This is a genomic window from Nostoc edaphicum CCNP1411, from assembly GCF_014023275.1.
In the GTDB taxonomy this organism is placed as follows: Bacteria; Cyanobacteriota; Cyanobacteriia; order Cyanobacteriales; family Nostocaceae; genus Nostoc; species Nostoc edaphicum_A.
This window is the reverse complement of sequence record NZ_CP054698.1, coordinates 3211577-3233152: the sequence shown is the minus strand read 5'-3', so window position 1 is coordinate 3233152 and position 21576 is coordinate 3211577. Positions and strand designations below refer to the sequence as shown.

Genomic DNA, 21576 nt, shown 5'->3' with positions numbered 1-21576 from the left:
CTTGCAAAGCCAGAAAATTGGATCTCCGGTTCCCTCCCCTTTGCAAGGGGAGGGTTAGGGTGGGGTAACATTTAGCGTAAATTCAACCATTAACTAGATTCTCTACAGTATCAGCATCATTTGGCAATGCGGCTGTTAAAACTTCCCTACCTTCTTTTATAACTAAAACATCATCTTCAATGCGGATTCCACGCACATCAGCAAATTCAGATAAACGCTGCCAATTCACCACATTCTGATATTTTGAACGGACATTGGCATCATTTAAAATTGCTGGTACTTGATAAAAACCAGGTTCAATTGTGACTAACATTCCTGGATGCAGGGGACGATTTAAACGAAGGTAGCCTAAACCAAAGCGATCGCTCCTTTGGCGTCCCTCTTCATACCCTGCTAAATCGCCCAAATCTTCCATATCATGGACATCTAAACCCAGTAGATGACCGATACCATGAGGGAAAAACAGCGCGTGGGCATCCATCTCTACTAAATCTTGGGGATTTCCTTGTAAAATTCCTAACTCTACTAAACCTTCAGCTATGACCGTAGCAGCTAGCAGATGAATGTCCCCATATTCTACACCAGGGTGTATTTTGGCAATGCAAGCATCATGGGCTGCCAGCACAACATTATAAATATCTCTCTGGGTAGATGAAAATTTGCCGGAAACTGGCCAAGTGCGAGTAACATCACCGGCCCAACCCATCTCGGTTTCAGCACCAACATCAGCAAGTAGTAAGTCACCTGGTTGTAGAGGGTGGTGATACTGCTCGTTATGCAAAACTTCACCGTGAACAGTGACAATACTGTTGTAAGAGGTGGTCATATTGTGGGCAATAATTACCCCTTCCATCGCTGCACGAACTTCTGCTTCTAGCTTGGCTTGAGGTGTTGCTGCCATCCCAACTTTATGAACCTCAACAGTCACAGCAGCAGCTTTTCGCAACTGAGTTAATGCAGCTTCATCGTGGGTGAGACGGAGAGAAACGATCGCCTTAGCTAACTCCAAATCAATTCCTTGGGGAGGACTTTGTGGTAAAACCCATCTATTTAATAGCTGCGATTGCTGCGTCCAAGTAGCTGCATCTTGTACAGCAAGTGTGGCGGCATCTTCTATCCAAGACTCTAATTCTGCCATTGGTCGAGCCACATCCGCCCCAATATGCAGGGCTATTTCCTCGCGCGTTGGCATTTCTCCATGCCAAAGGGCGCTGCCGGATGATGGATCGTCCATGAATAGTTCTAGCTTACCCGCTTCTAAACGAATTGCCGCCTTTGATAATGGTAGTCCGGCAAAATAGAGAAAATGACTGCTAGCGCGAAACGGAAAGGGATTTGCTGGAAAGTTGCGCGGACTATTGCTACCTGACCACAAAATTGCTGGAAAATTAATCAGGTTGGCTAGTCGTTGCCGTCGGAGGCGTAAAGTATCGACGAGGGAAGTAGAAGTTTCTTGGATAAGCATAAATGTAAACTCAAAAAAGGATAAAGGTAACAGTTTTGCCTTTATTTAGTCGTTATCGTCTTTATCGTCATCATCTTTATCATCATTGCGATCGCCATCTTTCTCGTCACCATCTTTGTCGTCATCATCTCTGTCGTTCTGGTTAGGTTGTAGGACTGGTTTTTGTTGCTCAGTTGGAGCAAGTGGCTGCGGTACTTCAACAGCACAACTAATTAATCCTCCAGAAATTAGCGCTAAGTTGACAGCAGCAAAGATGCTTCTGAAGATTTTTATCCTCATGTTTCCGTTTTGCTTTAACATTGACCCTAGTTTTTGGAGATTGTATTCCTAACTTATAAGGTACTGTAAATGGTTGTTCTCATTTGGGAACGGCTGTAAAACTGAACCATACGCCACTTCAAAAGAATGGTAACAGTCTGCATAAATGTTTAACGCACTCCTGATAAATATATTGCTGTCCACTTTTCAAGGTGAATCTAATGGGACAAATCATTACCCAGGTTGATGCTTTTACCAATACAGTATTCGCAGGTAATCCTGCTGCTGTCTGTGTTTTGCTCACTCCCCAAGACGATCGCTGGATGCAGAATGTAGCGCAGGAGATGAATTTATCTGAGACGGCTTTTCTCGTTAGACAGGATGATGGCTTCAATTTGCGTTGGTTTACGCCCACAGTAGAAGTACCACTTTGTGGTCATGCAACTTTAGCTAGTGCCCATGTACTTTGGTCAGAGGGGCATCTGTCACCAAATGAAGTTGCGCGTTTCTACACCAAAAGTGGAGTGCTGATTGCTAAGTTGCAAGGTGAGTGGATTGAGTTAGATTTTCCTGTGAATCACTCACAAGCAACAGTCGCCCCGCGAGAACTCAAGCAAGCTTTGGGTGTACCGTACAAATCTGTTTTCTTAAATTCCTTTGGCTATTTAGTGGAATTGGAATCTGAGGATTTGGTACGCCAAATGCAGCCAAATTTCCAAATACTGAAAACTTTGCCGATTTCTGAGATCATTGTCACCAGCCTCACTCACCCTGATTCTCAATATGATTTCGTCTCTCGCTTATTTGCCCCAGGTTTGGGAATTGATGAAGATCCGGTGACTGGGGCTACTCATTGCTGTCTCGCCCCCTTCTGGCGCGATCGCTTGCACAAAAATGAGCTATTGGCTTATCAGGCATCCAGGCGCGGTGGGGTGGTGAAGGTATATTATGACGGCGGCGATCGCGTCTTTCTCGCCGGACAAGCGGTAACTGTTCTGCGAGGCGAATTATCAAGAAAGGCTGATAGCGCGGCGTTAGCGAGTCCGCTAGCGTCGGGCAGAGGGCAGGAAGCAGAAGGGAATTCTGATTGAGCAATCTAACACTGTCCTAACCTATGTGACTACGGCTATACCCCTCTTCTGTCACTTTCCGGGAAAGTGATCGCTAGAAGCCTCATGAGGCAATCAATACAAGCTATACTATTAGAAAAAAATAGGACTTGTATTTGTTATTAGAAAATAATCGCGCAATCGCTTGTTATACAAAAGCTCTAGATTTTAGAAAAGGCAAATGTTTTCGGAGAGTGACAGAAGAGGGATACTTTCAGTTAAAAAGTTCAGATTCATTTATTCACTTTCAACCCGCACTGAATTATCCATAGAATGACTGATTAAAAATCAAACTTAACGCGATGTGCGACTTAATATTCTGTAACAAGATCGTCGAACTGAAGAGGGTCACAATTGTGGCGATTAAGCCAGAAACAGACAGTATGAGCTAAAATCTTGCGATTGAGACGACTGGTAAGATGCCACATATCTCGCTTCTCGAATCTTCTCTATATGAAATCTCTCAACTAATTGACCAATTACTGTTTCAATTAGGCGACGAAAGCGTTGCATTAATCGAACCGAAGATTGGCTACGAGAGTCAGACATATTAGAACGCAGAGGGGTTTGTAAATTAATACCCATTCCTTCAAGTTCTCCTGACAAAAACTGACTTAAGTATCCCTTATCTCCGATTAATAAACCTTTAACTCGCGTGATTAAATCCCAAAGTGCTTCTCGTTCACTGCCATTTGCCGGAGTGAGAGTAAACCCACTAATAACTCCTGTGCCACTAATGATTAAATGCCCATGAAACCCATAATACGTCTGTTTCTTGGCAGCACAAAAGCCATAATCTGCTTGGGATTTAAAACTCCGGCAGTTGGGAGCGCGACTGAAGCCACACAAAGGTATTGGTAATCCATCAATTAAATGAAGTTGCTCAGAAAATGCCCCTAAAACCTGTGCTAATTTTTGTTGTAACAGTTCTTTGTACTGCCAACAATTAGCTGCTTGACGAATAAAAGCATAGCGACTCTTTAACTGAGGAAATAGCCCTAACCAATGACGGTGAAAGTATTTCCAAATGTCTTTGTCAGCATCTATTCCCAAAAACTCTGCAACTACTTCCATTGTTAAAACTTCACTCTCCCTTAAACTTGGAGCAAAACCTCGTCTCTTAATTGGGTATATCTGGGTGATTTCAATCAGTACATCGTCAACACAGCAAAATACAGCAATTGATTTACTCTTCTATAGAAAACATTTTTCCCTCATTCCACTCACTGGTAACGATTTTCTCGCTCCAGTGCGGATTGTGGGAATTTTCTTTTCAATCGTTTATATACCCGACTTGTGTAACGAAACAATAAGTCGCACATCGCGTAACTTAGTCAATTTCTATGAATCCGCAATCCTTTTTGATTTTCACAAACAGCGATCGCTCTGGAGAACCAAAAATTTTTGGATGAGCGATCGCATTCACAAAAATTGCCTCTGCTTTCACCTCAAAAACAGAGGCAAGTTTTTCTTAAACTTTTATATGGGTCGCCCGGGATTCGAACCCGGAACTAATCGGTTAAAAGCCGAGTACTCTACCGTTGAGTTAGCGACCCTTTCGCTGCATTTCGCAACTTTGCCATCATAGCACAAACATCTGTAGATATGTAAAGGGGTTTAGAAAAAATTAGCCGTCAACCTTATAGATGCTGTGTGACTAGCTCCTGGTGCTAACACAGTCAGGTTATCACCAGTATTGAGGGAGTTACGGGTGGCACTCCACGGTTCTAGACAGTAGAATTCTTTGCCTTTGACAGTCCAAAATACCAGGTAGGTAGAGAAATCATCATAATCCAAGGTGAGTTTTAACTTCCGGCTGCGATCTATCGCAGTAGCCGATTGACTCGTTAGCTGTCCAAAGGCGAAATCAATTTCATCACGGCTAAAGTCAAAATTGCCGTCAAAAGAGTGAATTTCCTTAGTTTGATTGTCTTGATACTGATTAGAGGGAATTTCCAACTCTAACTGAGTTTTATCACCACACAAAAAGTAGGGATGGAAACCAGCCGAAAAAGGCATTGGTGTGGATGATAAGTTTTTATACTGCTGGCGGACTTCTAGAGTATTACCTTGAAGTTCATAGGTGAAAGCCAGTTGAAAATCAAAAGGATAAACAGCCTTGGTTTGCTCATTGCTATTAAGAACGACAGTCAGACTGGCTTGATCTTTAGTATTTTGTTCTGTTGCTGACCACGGCAATTCACGAGCAAAACCGTGTTGCTTAAGAGTATATTTTTGACCGTCATGAGTGTAAGTATTATCTGGTAGATTGCCACAAATAGGAAACAAAATTGGATTCCCACCTCTGACACTCAACTCAGGATGAGTAAAGCGTTCAGCATCCAGATAGAAAATTTCTTGCCCTTGAATACGCCAACGGGTGATGATACCGCCGCGTTCTGGTACGACTTCTAACTGAGAACCAGCGGCTTCATCAGAAAGAATATAGGTCTTGTACTGTTGCTGTTGAACTGCAATGCTAAACACAAATTTTAGTCCTGGGTAAGGTGGAGTGCTGAGTGCTGAGTGCTGAGTAGAATATAAAAATACTCAGCACTCAGCACTCATAACTCAGCACTGTTTACTCGTCTTCTGCAAACACGAAACGATATAACTCACTGGGGTCTGGTTCAGGGCTGCTTTCGGCGAATTTAACTGCCTCGTCGATTACATCCTGAATTTTACGATCAATTGCTTTGATTTCTCCCTCATCCACCAGATTTTGCTCCACCAAATAAGTTGCCAACTTCTTAATTGGGTCACGGGCGAACCAAAATTCTTTCTCCGCTTTGCTTCGCATTTCATCTGGGTCAGCCAAAGAGTGACCCCGGAAGCGGTATGTAAGCGCCTCAATTAATGTTGGACCTTCACCTGCACGGGCACGGGCTACAGCTTCTTGGGCCACAGCTCGGACTGCTAGTACATCCATACCATCTACTTCCACGCCCACCATGTTAAACACACTGGCTTTTTTATAAATCTCTGGCTGGGAAGTGGCTCGTTCGTGAGACATCCCAATGGCCCACTTATTATTTTCGACTACAAACAGAATTGGCAGTTTCCATAAAGCTGCCATATTTAGCGTCTCAAAAAACTGACCGTTATTAGCTGCACCATCGCCAAAAAAGCAAGCTGTCACTTGGTCAGCATTTTTATCTCCCAGCACTTCGCGGCGGTATTTGCTTTGAAAAGCCGCTCCAGCCGCTACAGGAATTCCCTCAGCCACAAAAGCATAGCCACCCAGCAAACGATGTTCGGCAGAAAACATGTGCATGGAACCACCGCGCCCTTTGCTGCAACCTGTGGCTTTGCCAAATAATTCTGCCATTACCTCTCTTGCTGGTACGCCCGCACTCAGAGCATGAACGTGGTCGCGATAGGTACTACAAACATAATCTTCACCCGGTCGCATTGACTGTACAACACCACTGCAAACGGCTTCTTGACCGTTGTACAAATGGACAAAACCAAACATTTTGCCCCTGTAGTACATTTCAGCGCACTTGTCTTCAAACAAGCGCCCTAGTACCATGTCCTCATACAACCGTAACCCTTCTTCTTTAGTAATGTGCGTAGTAGCAGGATTAAAAGTGGGTAAAGTACGCTCTTGAACCATTATTTTTGAGTATCCCTGTTGTACAACTTAAAGTTACGGTCTTAAATAAGTTGGTCTGATAACACCTCAGCTTTTAACAGGCTAGCGTTTGTAAGACTCAACAATCAAACTTTATTTATGCACCAAAAAAGGGTCTTAGGGAACAGCTGAATTTTTAATTTTTGATTTTTAACTTTTCAGCCCATACCCCGTGAGGATTTGACTCTAAGGGCAACATCTGCCGCTTTGGGTTTTTCTCTCTCACCAAAACAGTGCTGAGTACCGTTAGCGGAAGCGGGGCGTTTAGCCCGTGCTGAGTAAAAAGTAAAATTAGACCGATTAGGCATCAAATCAGTTACGAGTAGTGAGTACTTAGGAAAAGATTCACAAGTACTACGTCTTACTCATTACTTCTTACTCAGAACTCAGCACTCAAAACTCAGCACTCCTGAATATTCCCCTCCATAGACTAGCAATCAAGATAGACTGCTTTCTGCATATCCATTAACAATTTAAAAAAAAGGAAGCAAAAGTCTATATACCCAAATAGGTAATTGTAATTAAAGGTAAATTATGATATGATTTTCTTCTCCTGTTATCAGGGTCAACCCTCAATAGTGGTATTTTTATTACTGCTTCCTGGGGAAGTCCCGAAAAAATCAATCATCAATAGATTCTTGCAACCACAACAATTTTGCCGTGATTAAAAGCGGTAGTTGTGGTTTGTGGTATCGAAGGCTGATAATAGTCGTGTTAAACAAAAATACTAAGAATTAAGACAAACAATTGAGGCTTTCTAGGCGAAAGCAAAAAATTAGTACTAGAATGTGACTCAAAATTTCGGGAAGGTACAAAACGAGTTGTTGCAATATACACTTGTAGAGTAAATTCTACACGGCATTTTTATGGCACGGTTTTACAGGCCTGGAAAACTCTAGGTGAATTATGTTGATCACGGTGCAGGGGAAGTAGGCTGTGCGAATTCCGCTAGATTACTACCGAATTTTAGGACTACCGTTAGCGGCAAGTGAAGAACAATTGCGACAGGCATACAGCGATCGCATTGTACAACTGCCACGACGTGAGTATTCTCATGCAGCAATTTCTTCTCGTAAACAACTCATAGAAGAAGCTTACGTGGTTTTATCAGATCCAAAACAACGCAGTACCTACGATCATCTCTATCTTGCCCACGCCTATGACCCTGATAACCTTGCTGCTGCCGCAGTAGCACTGGAAAATCGTCCACCAGAAAGCACCAAAAGGGGTAGTGACACCCAGAGTCTAGGTATTGAAATTACCCAAGACGAATTAGTTGGCGCTTTATTAATTTTGCAAGAGTTAGGAGAATACGAACTTGTATTGAAACTAGGTCGTCCGTACCTAGTAAATAAAAGCGGTGCTACAAGTTCAAGAAAAGGTAATAATTTAGCAGACGAAGAAATACACGAAAGTGCTGAACATCCTGATGTCGTTCTCACTGTCGCCCTTGCTTGTCTAGAATTAGGTCGCGAACAGTGGCAGCAAGGTCACTACGAAAATGCCGCTATATCCCTAGAAACTGGTCAAGAACTGCTAGTGCGCGAAGGGTTGTTCGCCAGTGTCCAGGCAGAAATTCAGGCGGATCTTTACAAATTACGACCATATCGAATTTTGGAGTTGTTGGCACTCCCTCAAGAAAAGACTGCCGAACGAAACCAAGGCTTGGAATTATTACAAAACCTCTTAGAAGATCGTGGCGGGATTGATGGCACGAACAATGATGACTCTGGTTTAAACATAGATGACTTTCTGCGATTTATTCAGCAGTTACGCAACCATTTAACAGTTGCAGAGCAGCACAAGTTATTTGAAGCCCAAAGCAAACGCAATTCTGCTGTCGCCACTTACTTGGCTGTTTATGCCTTAATAGCAAGGGGATTTGCTCAACGGCAACCTGCTTTAATTCGTCAAGCAAGACAAATGCTCATGCGTCTGGGCAAACGCCAAGATGTACATTTAGAACAGTCTCTATGTGCATTACTCTTGGGACAAACTGAAGAAGCGACTCGTGTTTTAGAACTTAGTCAGGAGTACGAAGCTTTAGCTTTTATTCGGGAAAAATCTCAAGACTCTCCAGATTTGTTACCAGGGCTGTGTCTATATGCAGAACAGTGGTTGCAACACGAAGTATTTCCCCATTTTCGCGATTTAGCGAACCAGCAAGCTTTCCTAAAAGATTACTTTGCTAACCAACAGGTACAAGCTTATTTAGAAGCACTGCCAACGGATGCGGAAACAACTAATGAATGGGCTGTAATTAACCCCCAGTATTTTCCCAAAACCCAGACAAATAAGCCCTCTTTCCACAACAATTCAACTAAGACCTCAGCGCAATTTAATCACAGCAGAACACCTGACCTAGATTTGCCAGAAACACCAACAAAAGAAACACCCGAATATTCAAATATCTCACCACCAATGTGGAATTCATCTGGGAGTATAAAATCAGAGGTTCCTGCTGCTGAAAGAATGAGCAGAGGCTCTAATCAGCATTTGAATGGTTCAGCTAAAACTGCTGCACCGGGTCATAACCAAAAGCGTAGGCGGAGAAAACCTACTCCATCTGCTAGCCGAGAGCGTGTACCAGATAATCGTCCTCATTCTCGTCGTCCCCGACGACGGCGAACTTTTGCTAACACCATCGAAGGTAAAACACGGCTGGTATGGAGAGTGTTTATTTCTTTGGTGAGTATATTAGTTTTCGGGGTATTAGCCACAACAACTTTTGGATGGTTAAAAAATCTGTTTTTCCCCAAACCACCTTTACCTATTTCACAGTTGTTTGTAGAAATAAATCAACCACCAGTATTTATTCCTCCTCGAAATAGTAAACCACAAGTATTAGATGGGCCTTTAACAGATACAACGGCCGAGGACGTGATTCGCACTTGGCTATCTACCAAAGCAGCAGCTTTAGGCCCGAATCATGAGATTAATAATTTAGAGCAGATTTTAACTGGTTCAGCTTTGTCTCAATGGCGGCTGATTGCTCAACAGGATAGGTCAGACAACCGATACCGGAAGTACGAGCATAGTCTGAAGGTGGAATCTGTTGAGAGAATTGATTTATTTGCAGATCGTGCCGCAGTGGAAGCTACGGTTAGAGAAGTGACGCAGTTATATGAAAATGGTCAGTTCAAAACCTCTTCTAACGATAATTTGCGAGTTCGGTACGATTTGATTCGACAACGAGGCAAATGGCGTATTCAGAGTACATCTGTTGTCAATCAGATAATCAGGTAAGTTGGAATTTTTAGGTGATGATCTGCGACAAGGTTTTACTTCAAAGCTGGGCTAAATGTAATTCCACAAATGGAGTTAATACTTCACCCGTCCAAATACCTTCTATTAAGCTCATATCTCTACTTACAGAACCGTATATTGTTACCTTTTCATTTGGACTGTTATAGATAAATCGGAACTGATAATTACCTGGCTTGAGAGATTGAAAAAACCATGTACCACTATCTCCACTGGTGATGCTAAATCCAAATCGATTACCCCAAGTCCCAAAAAATTTTATCTCAGGAAAGTATGTTACACTCTCTCCTGGCATAGCGAGAGGGTAATCAGATTCTAAAGATGTTGAAGCTCTAATCCAACCACCCTCCAATGGAATGACTGCGTTTGCATTCACAAGTTCTGGAAATAAGGTGAAATAAAAGCTAAACCTAAGAGGATGTTTTAAAAGTCCTCTTGTCGGTAACAAAAGGTTTTAGATACCCCTAAATCCCCCTTAAAAAGGGGGACTTTGATTCCGGTTCCCCCCTTTTTAAGGCTACGGTGTATACACAAGTCAAATTACCCCCCTTAATCCCCCCTTGGAAAGGGGGGAAACAAGAAAATCTAGTTCCCTCCCCTTTACAAGGGGAGGGTTAGGGTGGGGTAAACCCTTGGTTAATCAGCTATTTGATACTTGTGTATACACCGTAGCCTTTTTAAGGGGGGTTAGGGGGGATCTAAACGTGTCTAAAATCACACCAAAATACTTTTAAAACAACCTCTAAGAGGAGTTAGGGTGTTATTAGTAATCCGTATACCAATCTGTACAGAATATTTAGGAGAAAAATATCCTGGCGGTATTGGTAATAAAAATTCCAAATTGCTCAAAAGTTTCTGTATTAGATTTTTTTTGGTAAGCACAACATTCGCTCCGGTACTAAAGTTTCAAACTGGATGCCATCCACTTCAACGGCATTAATTTTATTTGATCCACTTGATGTCATATTGGCTGCTTTCTCAAGGACATCTTCATGCGCCATCAATACTCTAGGCGCATAGCTTAATGTCATTATCCTGAAAAAGAATAATAATTTCAGAAAATTTTTTATTCCCCGGAACTTCCCAATACCTCTAACAAACTCTTCAACATCAAATAAGCAGAAGTCCCTCCTGGGTCTTGATGTCCAATACTCCGTTCCCCCAGGTAGCTAGCCCGTCCCTTTTTCGCCTGCATCGGTATAGTTTCTTGCAACCCCCTTTGGGCTGCTGCTACAGCTTTTTGCATAGCTTCCAGCGTTCCCTGACTTTCTTCTACAGCTTGCCCACAAGCAGCTACAGCCGGAGATAGCACATCCACCATTGTTTTATCTCCTAGTTGCGCTTTTCCACGTTGCACCACGCCGTCTAAGCCTGCTTGGAGTATCGCTAAAACATCTTGTTCTGTTAATTCTTGCTTACCAACGACTGCTGTACTTGCTCGTAAAAACCAAGTGCCATAAAGAGGGCCACTAGCACCGCCAATAGAAGAAATCAAGGTCATACTCACGGCTTTGAAAATGCTGCTGATGTCTTTGTCTGTAAGAGTTGGTAACTGAGCGCTTACCTTTTTGAAGCCTCGATCCATATTGATTCCGTGGTCAGCATCTCCGATCGCAGCATCTAATTCTGTCAAATAGGCTTTATTCTGCTCTATCTCTGTTGCATAAGCCTGCAACCATTGTAATATCTGCGCTTGACTCACCATATTAAAATAATTCGTAATTTAAAGACGGTTTCAGACTGTTATTTAAGGAAAAATCACCTATCGATAAGAATCTGCTAAACTTCACGATTCTTAACCATGCTAGCTTCCTCGTGTAGCTGACAGAAGTCCCACAATCCAATAGGCTGATCTTAAAGTGGTAATTTTTTACCAAGCTCATCTGCACAAAAAAGTAGATGACTATGTGCAACATGTTGCCTATTTTCTCTCATCACTTAGTCGTTAATAACTACATATACAGAAAATGCCCCTGAAAATCGTCCAGAACTTTGATGGCAATTTCACTCTTGAAGCACAAGCCCAAGAAACTCTATTCAATTTATTGACAAGCGTTGCTTTCTTAAACCAAATTTCTCAACAGTTGGGATGTGAACAAGTTAAATTTACAGAATTACTTTTCCAACCAGTTCCTTACAGCTTAACTACCACTAAAGGAATGCCAGCAGAATTTGAGAAGTATCATGAATCTGATGAATATGCCATCATCAACGTACCACCAAATTTCATGTTTAATGCTAAGATTTTTAAACCCAGTCGTCTTTGTGCAATTTACCAGAAATTGGGTAATGCTTAATTTTCAAGATAGATTTAATTCAAGAATTCAACACCCAGAAGTCAGAATTTAAAAAGAATGCAGCATAGATAGTACATTTATGGATAAAATTTTCTCCTAATTATTTAACTATTCTGACTCCTGAATTCTGACTCCTGAATTCTTACAATTTAAGTAATTTTCACTTTTGAAGGCAAATAGCAAGTTTGATATTTGATCTATGGCTACTGAAACAAATCTTTCTTCTTTGGCAACCCTAGAATACATTTCTTATATTGACGCTCAGGGTCAATTGCCCGAACAATTTCAGGGTAAAATCGGGATATATGCGATTTTTGACCAAGAAAAAGTACTCCAATTTGTAGGATACTCTCGTGATGTTTACCTTAGCCTCAAGCAACATTTAGTCCGTCAGCCACAGCAATGCTATTGGGTTAAAGTTCAAACTATTGAACGCCCTAGTCGCACAATTTTAGAAAATACTGAAAATGCTTGGATTGCTGAAAATGGCAGTGTGCCTTGGGGAAATGGGGATAACAAGGAAAAATGGACTGATCCCATTGATGTCAAGGTGGTAATGACACCTGAAGAACAAGCAAATTATCAAAATCCAGCTAATGATGAATTAGCAACAAGAAAAATTATTAAAAATGTGGCGCGGAGAGTAGAAGCAGAAATTTCAAAGCAATTATTAGAAATGCGAGGCTTGAAAATGGAAATTCGCTTCAATCCTAAATTGAAAGAAGAAGGTTTACTAGATTTGAAATGAAGGTAGTTTTGGGGAAAACTATCTTATGAATATCACTTGTAATCTCCCATGACAATACAGCTGCTAAACGATCGCTATCAAGTTATCCGCACACTGGGTGCTGGTGGGTTTGGTGAAACCTATCTAGCAGAAGATACGTATATGCCTTCAAAGCGTCCTTGTGTGGTTAAACAGTTAAGACCAATTCACAACAATCCCCAAATTTATCAGTTAGTGCAAGAGAGGTTTCAACGCGAAGCAGCGATTCTTGAAGAACTTGGTGGGGCAAATGACCAAATTCCGGCATTGTATGCCTACTTCTCCTCTGGGGGACAATTTTACTTAGTTCAGGAGTGGGTTGAGGGCGATACCCTAACTGGAAAAGTCCAAAAGCAGGGGCTATTTAGTGAAGGCGCTGTCCAGGAATTATTCATGAATTTATTACCCGTCCTGGATTACGTCCACTCTCGGCATATCGTTCACCGCGATATTAAACCGGATAACATCATTGTGCGTAATCAAGATGGTAAATCGGTGCTAATTGATTTTGGTGCTGTGCGGGAATCAATGGGAACAGTAGTAAATTCTCAAGGCAATCCTACCAGTTCGATTGTGATTGGTACACCCGGTTATATGCCGAGTGAACAAGCCGCAGGTAGACCAGTTTTTTCTAGTGATTTATACAGTTTAGGAATGACGGTAATTTATTTGCTGACTGGTAAACAGGCGCAGCAACTAGAAACCGATTCCCAGACGGGGGAAATTGTTTGGCGACAGTATGCTGGTCATATTAGCCCAATTATGGCAGGAGTGATTGATAAAGCGATCGCTTATCATCCGCGCGATCGCTACCCTACAGCCAGAGCAATGCTGGATGCTTTGCAGAGCATAGCAAATCCAATTCCACCGACGCAACCCCTCTTGACTCAACCAACTGTAGTCTCTGCACCACCGCCTCAGACAGTACCAGTCAAACCACAGCCTAGCCCTCAAAGTGGTAATAGTCAGAATAATATCCTCATGGGCAGTTTGATTGCAGGTGGGTTAATTGGTGCATCTGTGATTATTAGTCAAGTGTTACCAAAATCTTCTCAACCCATAACAGACAAAACGGTATTACCTTCAGAAACACCGTCAAATGTCACCACCCCGGTGATAGAAACTCCCAAAATTACACCAACTACCCCATCTGTTCCAATTCAATCTATACCTTCCTTAACAACATCAGTACCACCAGTAGATACCACCGCCGCCAACATTTTTTTATGGCTTTCCCAAAGACGGGTAACTGATGCAGATTTGGATGGTAAAGACGGTTTGGAACTTGATATAATGCGAAATTCGGTTTTTGCCATTCATGGACGCCGCTTTGATACTCCAGAATTACAAGATTATTTTAATAACCAATCTTGGTATCGTCCTATATATTTACCAAAAGCGTTTCCACTTAGATTACTGTCAAAATTAGAGCAACAGAATGTAGACTATATCAGCAAATATCAAGACCGTTATGGCTTGAGACATTTTAAAAAATAAGTTTTTCACAATAGGGCAATGGGGGAGTTCAGCACTGGGAACTCAAAACTTATAACTATTTTGGCCCACGCCCTTGCGTAAGTCCTAATATTTAGTTTGGACTTATCAAAAAATTTTTTGCTACTGATTTACATAATATCTAGGTTAGGTTATGTAGTATATCAGACAAATTTATGGACATTAAATACCCTAAAATCGAAAGACATTAGGGGCTAATCCTAGCGAAATGTATATGGGGTGAGAAAAAAACTATATTTGTCTGCCATAAACTACATCTCCAGATACTGGGCAGTTTCAGAACCAGGAATTTATATTCAATATATAAGATAGCTATCTTTGAGATTAGCAATCCATAAGTTAAAGAAATGCCATTTTTATATTTTCTTTGTTATTTTGTATTTAACGGGACAGTTCTTGATCATTTGGTGGGTTTAAATAACAATTAGTTAAACCATTTCTCTCCAGAGATGCATGTAAAATCTTTGCATTGTGCTTGTCTTCGTTATCTTCACAATGCAAAATGACCAGACAGATTACATGGCAATATTCCCAATCGGCAAATAGTTCATCTACACAAGGAAAACCTTGCCTAAAACTATGCTTAAAACAAATAATCAGCGTATTTTTCTGCCTGCTTTTATTAAACCTTTAGAAGAAAAGAATCAAATAGGTAGTAAAAAGCAATTTGCTCAACCTAAATTAGATTTACTGCAACCATTACGTCAATGGCTGGACAAAATTGAGATTCAGAATCGGAAATTCGCCAAATTTATTGCTAAACTGATCCCCGCCCAGTGTCCGTTCGAGCGTGATATCATGCTTTTTGGTCGCATAATAGGTCACATTCCGCCAATGTGCAAACTCAATCCGCTTTATAACGAACTTGTCTACTTGCGTTTTCGCGCTTTGTGTTATCTAGTAGATCAGTGTGGAGAGGATATTCAATCCTACTGCTGAACATCACTAGAGAAAACACTATCTATATGGAAATTAAAATTGAGCGTCAACCCAGACAAGAACATCTCAATGAATTAGGTGTATTTAAATGGGAAGTTTGGAAAAAGGAAGTCTCAAAATTTCCTTGGACTTATGATTCTCAAGAAACTTGTTACTTTTTGGAAGGAGACGTAGTTGTTACTCCTGATGGTGGACAGCCAGTGCAAATGGGTAAAGGCGATTTAGTGATTTTTCCCGCTGGTATGTCTTGCACATGGGAAATTACCAAGGACGTAAAGAAGCATTATTACTTTGATTAGTCAAGATTCAAAATTGATCCCCTTTGTTTTCTTGATGATCCAGAAAACCAACATCTCATCACTCAATTTTGATTTGTATTATAGGGAAGTTCGCGGCGAGTATCGTAGGATAAAGTGGCAGAGTCGGTAAATTCCTTATATCCATATCTGTCGAAACTCGTTGCGATTCCATTCCCTAAACAATATTCATAGAAATAGATAGTCTGATTTTCTCAAAATTTGGCAGTAGACAATGATCCCCGACTTCTCAAAGAAGTTGGGGATATTGGATATTGTGCGATCGCTACCACAGGGAATATTGGGAGTTCATAATCGTATTAGTGGGAGTTTATATGCTCTTTAGCAGAAAAAGGTTTGATCCCACGGCAATTTTATTGAGGAAAATCATTAACAATGCTACTACATTTAAGTACTTGGCAAGAAGTTGAAGCTTATTTACAGCAGTCCAAGGGGATTATTTTCCCTATTGGTTCCACAGAACAACATGGCCCAACGGGGTTAATTGGCACTGATGCGATTTGTGCAGAAGCGATCGCAGCTGGTGTTGGTGATGCAACTCAAGCGATCGTTGGCCCTACAATCAATGTGGGTATGGCACTGCATCATACTGCTTTTCCTGGCACAATCAGTCTGCGTCCCAGCACTTTGATTCAAGTAGTGCGAGATTATGTAACTTGTTTAGCCAAAGCTGGTTTTAGCAAGTTCTACTTTATTAACGGACACGGCGGGAACATCGCTACCCTCAAAGCGGCTTTTTCAGAAACTTACGCTCATTTAGAAGATTTGCAGATTCCCAATGCTCAACAGGTGCAATGTCAAGTTGCAAACTGGTTTATGTGTGGTTCTGTATATAAGCTAGCTAAAGAATTATATGGGGATCAAGAAGGTTCTCATGCAACGCCAAGTGAAGTAGCCCTCACCCAGTACGTTTATCCAGAGGCGATTAAGCAAGCACCCCTTTCACCAGAAGTTGCAAGTGGACATAGGATTTATAGCGCAGCTGACTTTCGAGTACATTATCCAGATGGACGCATGGGATCAAATCCGGATTTAGCAACGCCAGAACACGGTAAGCAATTTTATGATTTGGCGGTGAAAGAACTTAGCAAGGGGTATTTGGAATTTGTGAACGCAGAATAAAAACTTATAGGTGATATGACGAAAGTTTTAGCAGTGCTGCAACAAGGTTTAAATTCCCAAGAACACACGGAGTTTGTTGTGCCTTTAGCTTAGTAAAACTTAATACAAATGAATTGAAAAATACAAATTGTTCATGTAAAACGTGATATATGAGCCGGTAAAAGTTTCCCCTTTTTCACACAATCTCCCTGGGGAAGTTAGTTAATAGCATTTGTTGGTGTGAGGTAATTCTAGAGAGTTCCGGCGAATAGGGAGAAAGTATTTGGCGAAAGTCATTGAAAACAGTACAAGTCTCAATTCCTGAGAATTGGGAAAGTTTGTTGTCAGCGATTTATAAACAACACAGTTATGTCCACCACTCTCGGAAGAAGCGAAAGCGGCAACCTGTGGGATCGTTTTTGTCAATGGATTACTAGCACCGACAATCGGCTTTATATCGGTTGGTTCGGCGTTTTAATGATTCCTACCCTATTGACCGCTACCATCTGTTTCATTATTGCCTTTATTGCTGCACCCCCCGTCGATATTGACGGCATTCGGGAGCCAGTTTCTGGTTCCTTATTATACGGCAATAACATTATCACTGGTGCTGTTGTACCCACATCTAATGCCATTGGTTTGCACTTCTACCCAATTTGGGAAGCTGCTTCAATGGATGAATGGCTCTACAACGGCGGCCCTTATCAGCTCATTGTCTTGCACTTCTTGATTGGGATCTTCTGTTGGCTCGGTCGGCAATGGGAGTTAAGCTATCGTCTGGGGATGCGTCCTTGGATTTGCCTTGCTTACTCTGCTCCTGTAGCTGCTGCAACTTCGGTTTTCTTAATTTACCCAATTGGTCAAGGTAGCTTTTCTGACGGGATGCCTCTTGGCATTAGCGGCACTTTTAATTTCATGTTGGTATTCCAAGCCGAGCATAATATCCTGATGCATCCATTCCATGAATTCGGTGTAGCTGCGGTGTTCGGTGGTGCTTTTTTCGCAGCAATGCACGGTTCTTTGGTGTCTTCCTCTCTAGTCAGAGAGACAACTGAAGCTGAATCTATAAACTATGGGTACAAGTTTGGTCAAGAACAAGAAACCTATAGCATCGTAGCGGCTCACGGTTACTTTGGGCGGTTAATCTGGCAATATGCCAGCTTTAACAACTCGCGTTCCTTGCACTTTTTCTTAGCCGCTTGGCCTGTAGTTGGTATCTGGTTGACGGCATTAGGTATCAGCACGATGGCATTTAATCTCAACGGGTTCAACTTTAACCAATCAATTCTGGACTCCAAAGGTCATGTAATTAATACATGGGCAGATGTGCTAAACCGCGCCAATTTAGGTATAGAAGTAATGCACGAGCGCAATGCTCACAACTTCCCCTTGGATTTGGCGGCTGGTGAGGCATTGCCTGTGGCAACGATGTCTACGATGGGCTACGCCTACGCACCTGCAATACATGGTTAATAGTAATTTTAAATTCACCGCGCTCTCTGTTTAGAGGGCGCTTTTTTTATGAAGCTCTAGTTATACAAAGATTTACACAGCTAAAATATTAAAAAAATATCTGGTGTATTTGGGTACAATTACTAAATTGTTACTCATTTACATTAGTAAATGCATTGGTATAAATAAAAATAATTATCAAAACTGTGAGCAGTGAGTAAACTAACTACTGGTGGTTATTCCAAGGGTTTAAATTTATTGTGTTTCCACTGACTAAAAAATCTCAGATTTTAGTTTTTGTCTCAATTCAATATAAAATCTAAAACTTAAAATCCAAAATCAACATGGCAGACCTAACTCCTAATTCTAGTTTTAGTTTGACACTGCGCTTGCAGATTCCTAATCGTGTAGGAATGCTGGCGTCAGTAACCCAGGCGATCGCAACCACTGGTGGTAATCTCGGTCAAATTGATTTAATTGAGCAAACCCGCAAAGAGTCCACCCGCGATTTGACTGTGGATGCTGCTAGTACCGAACATGCTGAAACCATTGTGCAAGCAGTGAAAGCATTGCCAGATATCAAGTTACTCAGTGTCTACGATCGCACCTTTAATTTGCATCGCGGTGGCAAAATCAGCATTACCAGCAGAATTCCTCTGAAGAGTGTTTCCGATCTAGCAATGGCTTACACACCCGGAGTCGGTCGAATTTGTACAGCGATCGCTCAAGACCCAGAGGAAGTTTACAATTTAACCATCAAACAAAACACTGTTGCTATTGTTACCGATGGTAGTGCCGTTTTGGGTTTAGGAAATCTCGGCCCAGCAGCGGCTCTCCCAGTTATGGAAGGCAAAGCAATGCTGTTTAAAGAATTTGCCGGGCTGGATGCTTTTCCCATCTGCCTTGCTACCCAAGACACAGAAGAAATTATCCAGGCAGTTAAGAATATCGCTCCGGTATTTGGGGGCGTGAATTTAGAAGATATTGCTGCACCTCGCTGCTTTGAAATTGAAAAAAGATTGCGCCAAGAGTTAGATATCCCCGTTTTTCATGATGACCAGCATGGTACAGCGATTGTTACCTTGGCAGCGTTGTTCAATTCTCTAAAGCTGGTAAATAAGGCAATGGGGGAAATTCGCATCGTAATTAACGGTGCTGGGGCGGCTGGAGTGGCGATCGCTCGGTTACTGAGGAAAGCTGGAGCAGAAAAAATCTGGATGTGCGATTCTAAAGGGATTATCTCTACTAGTCGCACCGATTTGACAGAAGAAAAACTCGAATTTGCTGTGAAAGCTCAGGGTACATTAGCGGGTGCAATGCAAGGCGCAGATGTATTTATTGGTGTCAGTGTACCCGGAGTTTTGACACCAGAAATGGTGCATTCGATGGCGAAAGACGCAATTGTGTTTGCAATGGCAAATCCCATTCCAGAAATTCAGCCAGAATTAATCAGTCAAGATGTTGCGGTCATCGCGACCGGTCGCAGTGACTACCCGAATCAAATCAATAACGTGTTAGCTTTTCCTGGAGTATTCCGTGGTGCTTTAGATTGTCGGGCACAGACAATTACCACCACAATGTACTTAGAAGCTGCAAGTGCGATCGCCTCCTTAGTCAAGCCTTCAGATTTGAATCGGGAACATATTATTCCGTCAGTCTTTGATGAGCGTGTCGTCACTGCTGTTGCCGCTGCTGTGCAACGTGCAGCGCGTGAAGAAGGTATCGCTCGGAATTAATTAAAATAACGATTCTTATGGGATGGGTGTCTTGGTAATGAAACCCAAGCCTTCGATATACCCCCCTTAATCTCCCCAATGCATCCTACGGTGTACACACAAGTCGAATTACCCCCCTTAATCCCCCCTTGCTAAGGGGGGAAACAAGAAAATCTAGTTCCCTCCCCTTTGCAAGGGGAGGGTTAGGGTGGGGTAAAACTCTTAACGTCTGGTTTTTTCTTGGCAACTTGAGCTGAAATCAAAGCCTTGACATTCTGTAGCTTCCAGCAATTGCCTAACCGTATCACCAGGCTGACAACTCATCAAAGTTGCCCCAATCGCAGCCAATGTCAAAACAGTGGTTAGTGCCAGCACTGTAGCTCGTTTTCTAGGTTTGATTGTAGTGACTAAAGTATCTATCTCGGTGGCAGTACCAACAACCTGAATTCGCTGAAGTGTTTTTAAAGCAAAAGATGCATTGGCATAGCGACGTTTCCGGTTACGTTCTACCATTCTCATCAACCACAACCGAAAATGTGGACTGATTTGAGGAACTAATTTCTGAAAATTAAATCGATAGTTATCATCAATTAATTTCCCAATTTCAGCAGAACGAGTATTAGTAAGTAAGCAAATTAGCGTTGCTCCTAAACTATATAAATCTGATGCTTCCGTTAGAGGATGACCAAACTGTTCCTCTGGTGGCATAAAACCTGGAGTTCCGGCTACAAAGCTGCTCAGAGCTATTTTTGCACCCTGTATCCTAGCTAAACCAAAATCAACCAGATAAGCATTTAGTTTTTCATCAACCAAAATATTCTCTGGCTTAATATCCCGATGAATAATTGAGGGAACTTGCTTTTGCAGGTAAACCAAAATTTCTAAGATTGACAAAGCAATTTGCTTAATTTCTTCAGGATGAAAACTGCGTCTTATACCCAATGATGGGGCATTTTTATATTCCTGCACCATATAAAAAACCCCTGGTATTTCAAAGGAATCTACATAGCGAGGAATGCGGGAATGATTCAGTTGTTGCAAGATTTCAATTTCGCGTTCATAGGTTTTTATGCCTGACAAATCTGCACTTGCATGAGCAAAACAAAACTCTTTAATCACCACCTGTTCATTAGAGTTGAGGACATTAGCTAAATAAGTAATGCGTCCCCCTTCTCGGTTGCGCCCTAGTTCGCTGATGACTTGATAGCCTTGTTGGGAAAAATCTGGATGATGACTTAAGGGAATTATTCCTTTATGTTCATTACGCACATCAAGCTCCATTACATTCACCAGATGAGTTTGATTTTTTCAAAGTGCAATAAAAAATAAGAGTGACTCACCCAGATTGTTAGCCGCATTTTTACCTTGCACGCGCCCAGGTGCATAGGCACAAAGTTATTCTTGATGACGGACACTTTGCTCAATGTCATACGCAAGTGTTGTTAATGGACAGTTTGCCCTCGTCTTGAGTCTAGGCATGAAATTATAGCGGTTCTCGAATGGAAGCAATACACTTTGACCTTTCTCCTTTTAGGCTACGGTGTATACACAAGTCAAAAAAAAACTTGATTTTTCATTGTTCTCTCGTTTATCTCGTTCCCATGCAGAGCATGGGAATGCTCCTCGTTAAGGCTCTGCCTCCAATCTGGCATTGAGTCAGAGACTCAATGAATGCATTCCCAGTCAGAGACTAGGAACGAGGAAAGTCTTATCAAGCTAGGTTTTTAGGACTTGTGTATACACC

The 21576-nt window shown here is 41.8% G+C and carries 19 protein-coding genes, 1 tRNA gene and 1 pseudogene; 10 read left to right on the top strand and 11 right to left on the bottom strand.

Annotated elements, in window-relative coordinates; genetic code table 11:
* Nucleotides 1–82: 82 nt before the first annotated feature.
* Both HUN01_RS16005 and HUN01_RS16000 read right to left on the bottom strand, forming a co-directional pair.
* Nucleotides 83–1465 carry an aminopeptidase P family protein gene (locus HUN01_RS16005; protein ID WP_181932100.1) on the bottom strand — a complete coding sequence of 461 codons (1383 nt, stop codon included), beginning with the start codon at nucleotides 1463–1465 and terminating at the stop codon, nucleotides 83–85.
* Nucleotides 1466–1510: 45 nt separating this feature from the next.
* Nucleotides 1511–1744 carry a hypothetical protein gene (locus tag HUN01_RS16000; RefSeq protein ID WP_181932099.1) on the bottom strand — a complete coding sequence of 78 codons (234 nt, stop codon included), beginning with the start codon at nucleotides 1742–1744 and terminating at the stop codon, nucleotides 1511–1513.
* Between the two features lie 200 nt (nucleotides 1745–1944).
* Between HUN01_RS16000 and HUN01_RS15995 the strand changes: the two genes are divergently transcribed.
* Complete coding sequence (locus tag HUN01_RS15995) at nucleotides 1945–2814, top strand: PhzF family phenazine biosynthesis protein (RefSeq protein WP_238846284.1); 870 nt, start codon at nucleotides 1945–1947, stop codon at nucleotides 2812–2814.
* Between the two features lie 329 nt (nucleotides 2815–3143).
* Here the strand turns inward: HUN01_RS15995 and HUN01_RS15990 are convergent.
* From HUN01_RS15990 to HUN01_RS15970, 5 genes and pseudogenes are all read right to left on the bottom strand, one after another.
* A pseudogene (locus HUN01_RS15990) lies at nucleotides 3144–4039 on the bottom strand (IS982 family transposase).
* Nucleotides 4040–4316: 277 nt separating this feature from the next.
* Nucleotides 4317–4388 (bottom strand) — tRNA-Lys (locus HUN01_RS15985).
* A 61-nt stretch (nucleotides 4389–4449) separates the two neighbouring features.
* A complete protein-coding gene (locus HUN01_RS15980; RefSeq protein ID WP_181932098.1) occupies nucleotides 4450–5319 on the bottom strand; it encodes an aldose epimerase family protein in 870 nt (289 codons plus the stop codon).
* Between the two features lie 94 nt (nucleotides 5320–5413).
* Entirely contained in the window at nucleotides 5414–6448 is a 1035-nt protein-coding gene (gene pdhA / locus HUN01_RS15975; protein ID WP_181932097.1) for a pyruvate dehydrogenase (acetyl-transferring) E1 component subunit alpha, read from the bottom strand.
* A 176-nt stretch (nucleotides 6449–6624) separates the two neighbouring features.
* A complete protein-coding gene (locus tag HUN01_RS15970) occupies nucleotides 6625–6774 on the bottom strand; it encodes a hypothetical protein (RefSeq protein ID WP_181932096.1) in 150 nt (49 codons plus the stop codon).
* 628 nt (nucleotides 6775–7402) lie between these two features.
* On the opposite strand from HUN01_RS15970, the gene HUN01_RS15965 reads away from it, so the two are divergent.
* Nucleotides 7403–9712, top strand: coding sequence for an IMS domain-containing protein (locus tag HUN01_RS15965; protein WP_181932095.1), 2310 nt, complete (start codon nucleotides 7403–7405; stop codon nucleotides 9710–9712).
* 40 nt (nucleotides 9713–9752) lie between these two features.
* Here HUN01_RS15965 and HUN01_RS15960 read toward each other — a convergent pair whose 3' ends face one another.
* From HUN01_RS15960 to dhaL, 3 genes are all read right to left on the bottom strand, one after another.
* Nucleotides 9753–10106: a hypothetical protein gene (locus HUN01_RS15960; RefSeq protein ID WP_181932094.1), complete on the bottom strand. Its 354-nt coding sequence runs from the start codon at nucleotides 10104–10106 to the stop codon at nucleotides 9753–9755.
* A gap of 484 nt (nucleotides 10107–10590) precedes the next feature.
* Complete coding sequence (locus tag HUN01_RS15955) at nucleotides 10591–10761, bottom strand: hypothetical protein (RefSeq protein ID WP_181932093.1); 171 nt, start codon at nucleotides 10759–10761, stop codon at nucleotides 10591–10593.
* A gap of 35 nt (nucleotides 10762–10796) precedes the next feature.
* On the bottom strand, nucleotides 10797–11435 hold the full coding sequence (dhaL, locus tag HUN01_RS15950; protein ID WP_181932092.1) for a dihydroxyacetone kinase subunit DhaL: 639 nt from the start codon (nucleotides 11433–11435) through the stop codon (nucleotides 10797–10799).
* A 262-nt stretch (nucleotides 11436–11697) separates the two neighbouring features.
* Between dhaL and HUN01_RS15945 the strand changes: the two genes are divergently transcribed.
* From HUN01_RS15945 to HUN01_RS15910, 8 genes are all read left to right on the top strand, one after another.
* Nucleotides 11698–12027, top strand: coding sequence for a hypothetical protein (locus HUN01_RS15945; RefSeq protein WP_181932091.1), 330 nt, complete (start codon nucleotides 11698–11700; stop codon nucleotides 12025–12027).
* A gap of 199 nt (nucleotides 12028–12226) precedes the next feature.
* Nucleotides 12227–12775 carry a GIY-YIG nuclease family protein gene (locus HUN01_RS15940; protein WP_069073894.1) on the top strand — a complete coding sequence of 183 codons (549 nt, stop codon included), beginning with the start codon at nucleotides 12227–12229 and terminating at the stop codon, nucleotides 12773–12775.
* A 48-nt stretch (nucleotides 12776–12823) separates the two neighbouring features.
* Nucleotides 12824–14290 carry a protein kinase domain-containing protein gene (locus tag HUN01_RS15935; protein WP_181932090.1) on the top strand — a complete coding sequence of 489 codons (1467 nt, stop codon included), beginning with the start codon at nucleotides 12824–12826 and terminating at the stop codon, nucleotides 14288–14290.
* 597 nt (nucleotides 14291–14887) lie between these two features.
* Nucleotides 14888–15247, top strand: a complete 360-nt coding sequence (locus HUN01_RS15930) for a Mo-dependent nitrogenase C-terminal domain-containing protein (protein ID WP_181932089.1) — start codon at nucleotides 14888–14890, stop codon at nucleotides 15245–15247.
* Between the two features lie 26 nt (nucleotides 15248–15273).
* The gene (locus HUN01_RS15925) at nucleotides 15274–15546 is read left to right on the top strand and encodes a cupin domain-containing protein (protein ID WP_181932088.1); all 273 of its coding nucleotides are present in this window, start codon (nucleotides 15274–15276) and stop codon (nucleotides 15544–15546) included.
* 393 nt (nucleotides 15547–15939) lie between these two features.
* Nucleotides 15940–16686, top strand: a complete 747-nt coding sequence (locus tag HUN01_RS15920) for a creatininase family protein (RefSeq protein WP_181932087.1) — start codon at nucleotides 15940–15942, stop codon at nucleotides 16684–16686.
* A 348-nt stretch (nucleotides 16687–17034) separates the two neighbouring features.
* A complete protein-coding gene (psbA, locus tag HUN01_RS15915; protein ID WP_181932086.1) occupies nucleotides 17035–18138 on the top strand; it encodes a photosystem II q(b) protein in 1104 nt (367 codons plus the stop codon).
* Nucleotides 18139–18461: 323 nt separating this feature from the next.
* Nucleotides 18462–19853 (top strand): malic enzyme-like NAD(P)-binding protein, encoded by a 1392-nt coding sequence (locus HUN01_RS15910; protein ID WP_181932085.1) that lies wholly within the window; start codon nucleotides 18462–18464, stop codon nucleotides 19851–19853.
* Between the two features lie 201 nt (nucleotides 19854–20054).
* On the opposite strand, the gene HUN01_RS15905 is transcribed toward HUN01_RS15910, so the two are convergent.
* Nucleotides 20055–21113 (bottom strand): serine/threonine protein kinase, encoded by a 1059-nt coding sequence (locus HUN01_RS15905; protein ID WP_181932084.1) that lies wholly within the window; start codon nucleotides 21111–21113, stop codon nucleotides 20055–20057.
* Between the last annotated feature and the right edge of the window lie 463 nt (nucleotides 21114–21576).

Excerpts from the sequence above, each read along its gene's own strand:
- HUN01_RS16005 (WP_181932100.1), bottom strand. The coding sequence starts at position 1,465 with ATGCTTATCCAAGAAACTTCTACTTCCCTCGTCGATACTTTACGCCTC.
- HUN01_RS16000 (WP_181932099.1), bottom strand. The coding sequence starts at position 1,744 with ATGAGGATAAAAATCTTCAGAAGCATCTTTGCTGCTGTCAACTTAGCG.
- HUN01_RS15995 (WP_238846284.1), top strand. The coding sequence starts at position 1,945 with ATGGGACAAATCATTACCCAGGTTGATGCTTTTACCAATACAGTATTC.
- pdhA (WP_181932097.1), bottom strand. The coding sequence starts at position 6,448 with ATGGTTCAAGAGCGTACTTTACCCACTTTTAATCCTGCTACTACGCAC.
- HUN01_RS15970 (WP_181932096.1), bottom strand. The coding sequence starts at position 6,774 with ATGCCTAATCGGTCTAATTTTACTTTTTACTCAGCACGGGCTAAACGC.
- HUN01_RS15955 (WP_181932093.1), bottom strand. The coding sequence starts at position 10,761 with ATGACATTAAGCTATGCGCCTAGAGTATTGATGGCGCATGAAGATGTC.
- dhaL (WP_181932092.1), bottom strand. The coding sequence starts at position 11,435 with ATGGTGAGTCAAGCGCAGATATTACAATGGTTGCAGGCTTATGCAACA.
- HUN01_RS15945 (WP_181932091.1), top strand. The coding sequence starts at position 11,698 with ATGCCCCTGAAAATCGTCCAGAACTTTGATGGCAATTTCACTCTTGAA.
- HUN01_RS15940 (WP_069073894.1), top strand. The coding sequence starts at position 12,227 with ATGGCTACTGAAACAAATCTTTCTTCTTTGGCAACCCTAGAATACATT.
- HUN01_RS15935 (WP_181932090.1), top strand. The coding sequence starts at position 12,824 with ATGACAATACAGCTGCTAAACGATCGCTATCAAGTTATCCGCACACTG.
- HUN01_RS15930 (WP_181932089.1), top strand. The coding sequence starts at position 14,888 with ATGCTTAAAACAAATAATCAGCGTATTTTTCTGCCTGCTTTTATTAAA.
- HUN01_RS15925 (WP_181932088.1), top strand. The coding sequence starts at position 15,274 with ATGGAAATTAAAATTGAGCGTCAACCCAGACAAGAACATCTCAATGAA.
- HUN01_RS15920 (WP_181932087.1), top strand. The coding sequence starts at position 15,940 with ATGCTACTACATTTAAGTACTTGGCAAGAAGTTGAAGCTTATTTACAG.
- psbA (WP_181932086.1), top strand. The coding sequence starts at position 17,035 with ATGTCCACCACTCTCGGAAGAAGCGAAAGCGGCAACCTGTGGGATCGT.
- HUN01_RS15910 (WP_181932085.1), top strand. The coding sequence starts at position 18,462 with ATGGCAGACCTAACTCCTAATTCTAGTTTTAGTTTGACACTGCGCTTG.
- HUN01_RS15905 (WP_181932084.1), bottom strand. The coding sequence starts at position 21,113 with ATGGAGCTTGATGTGCGTAATGAACATAAAGGAATAATTCCCTTAAGT.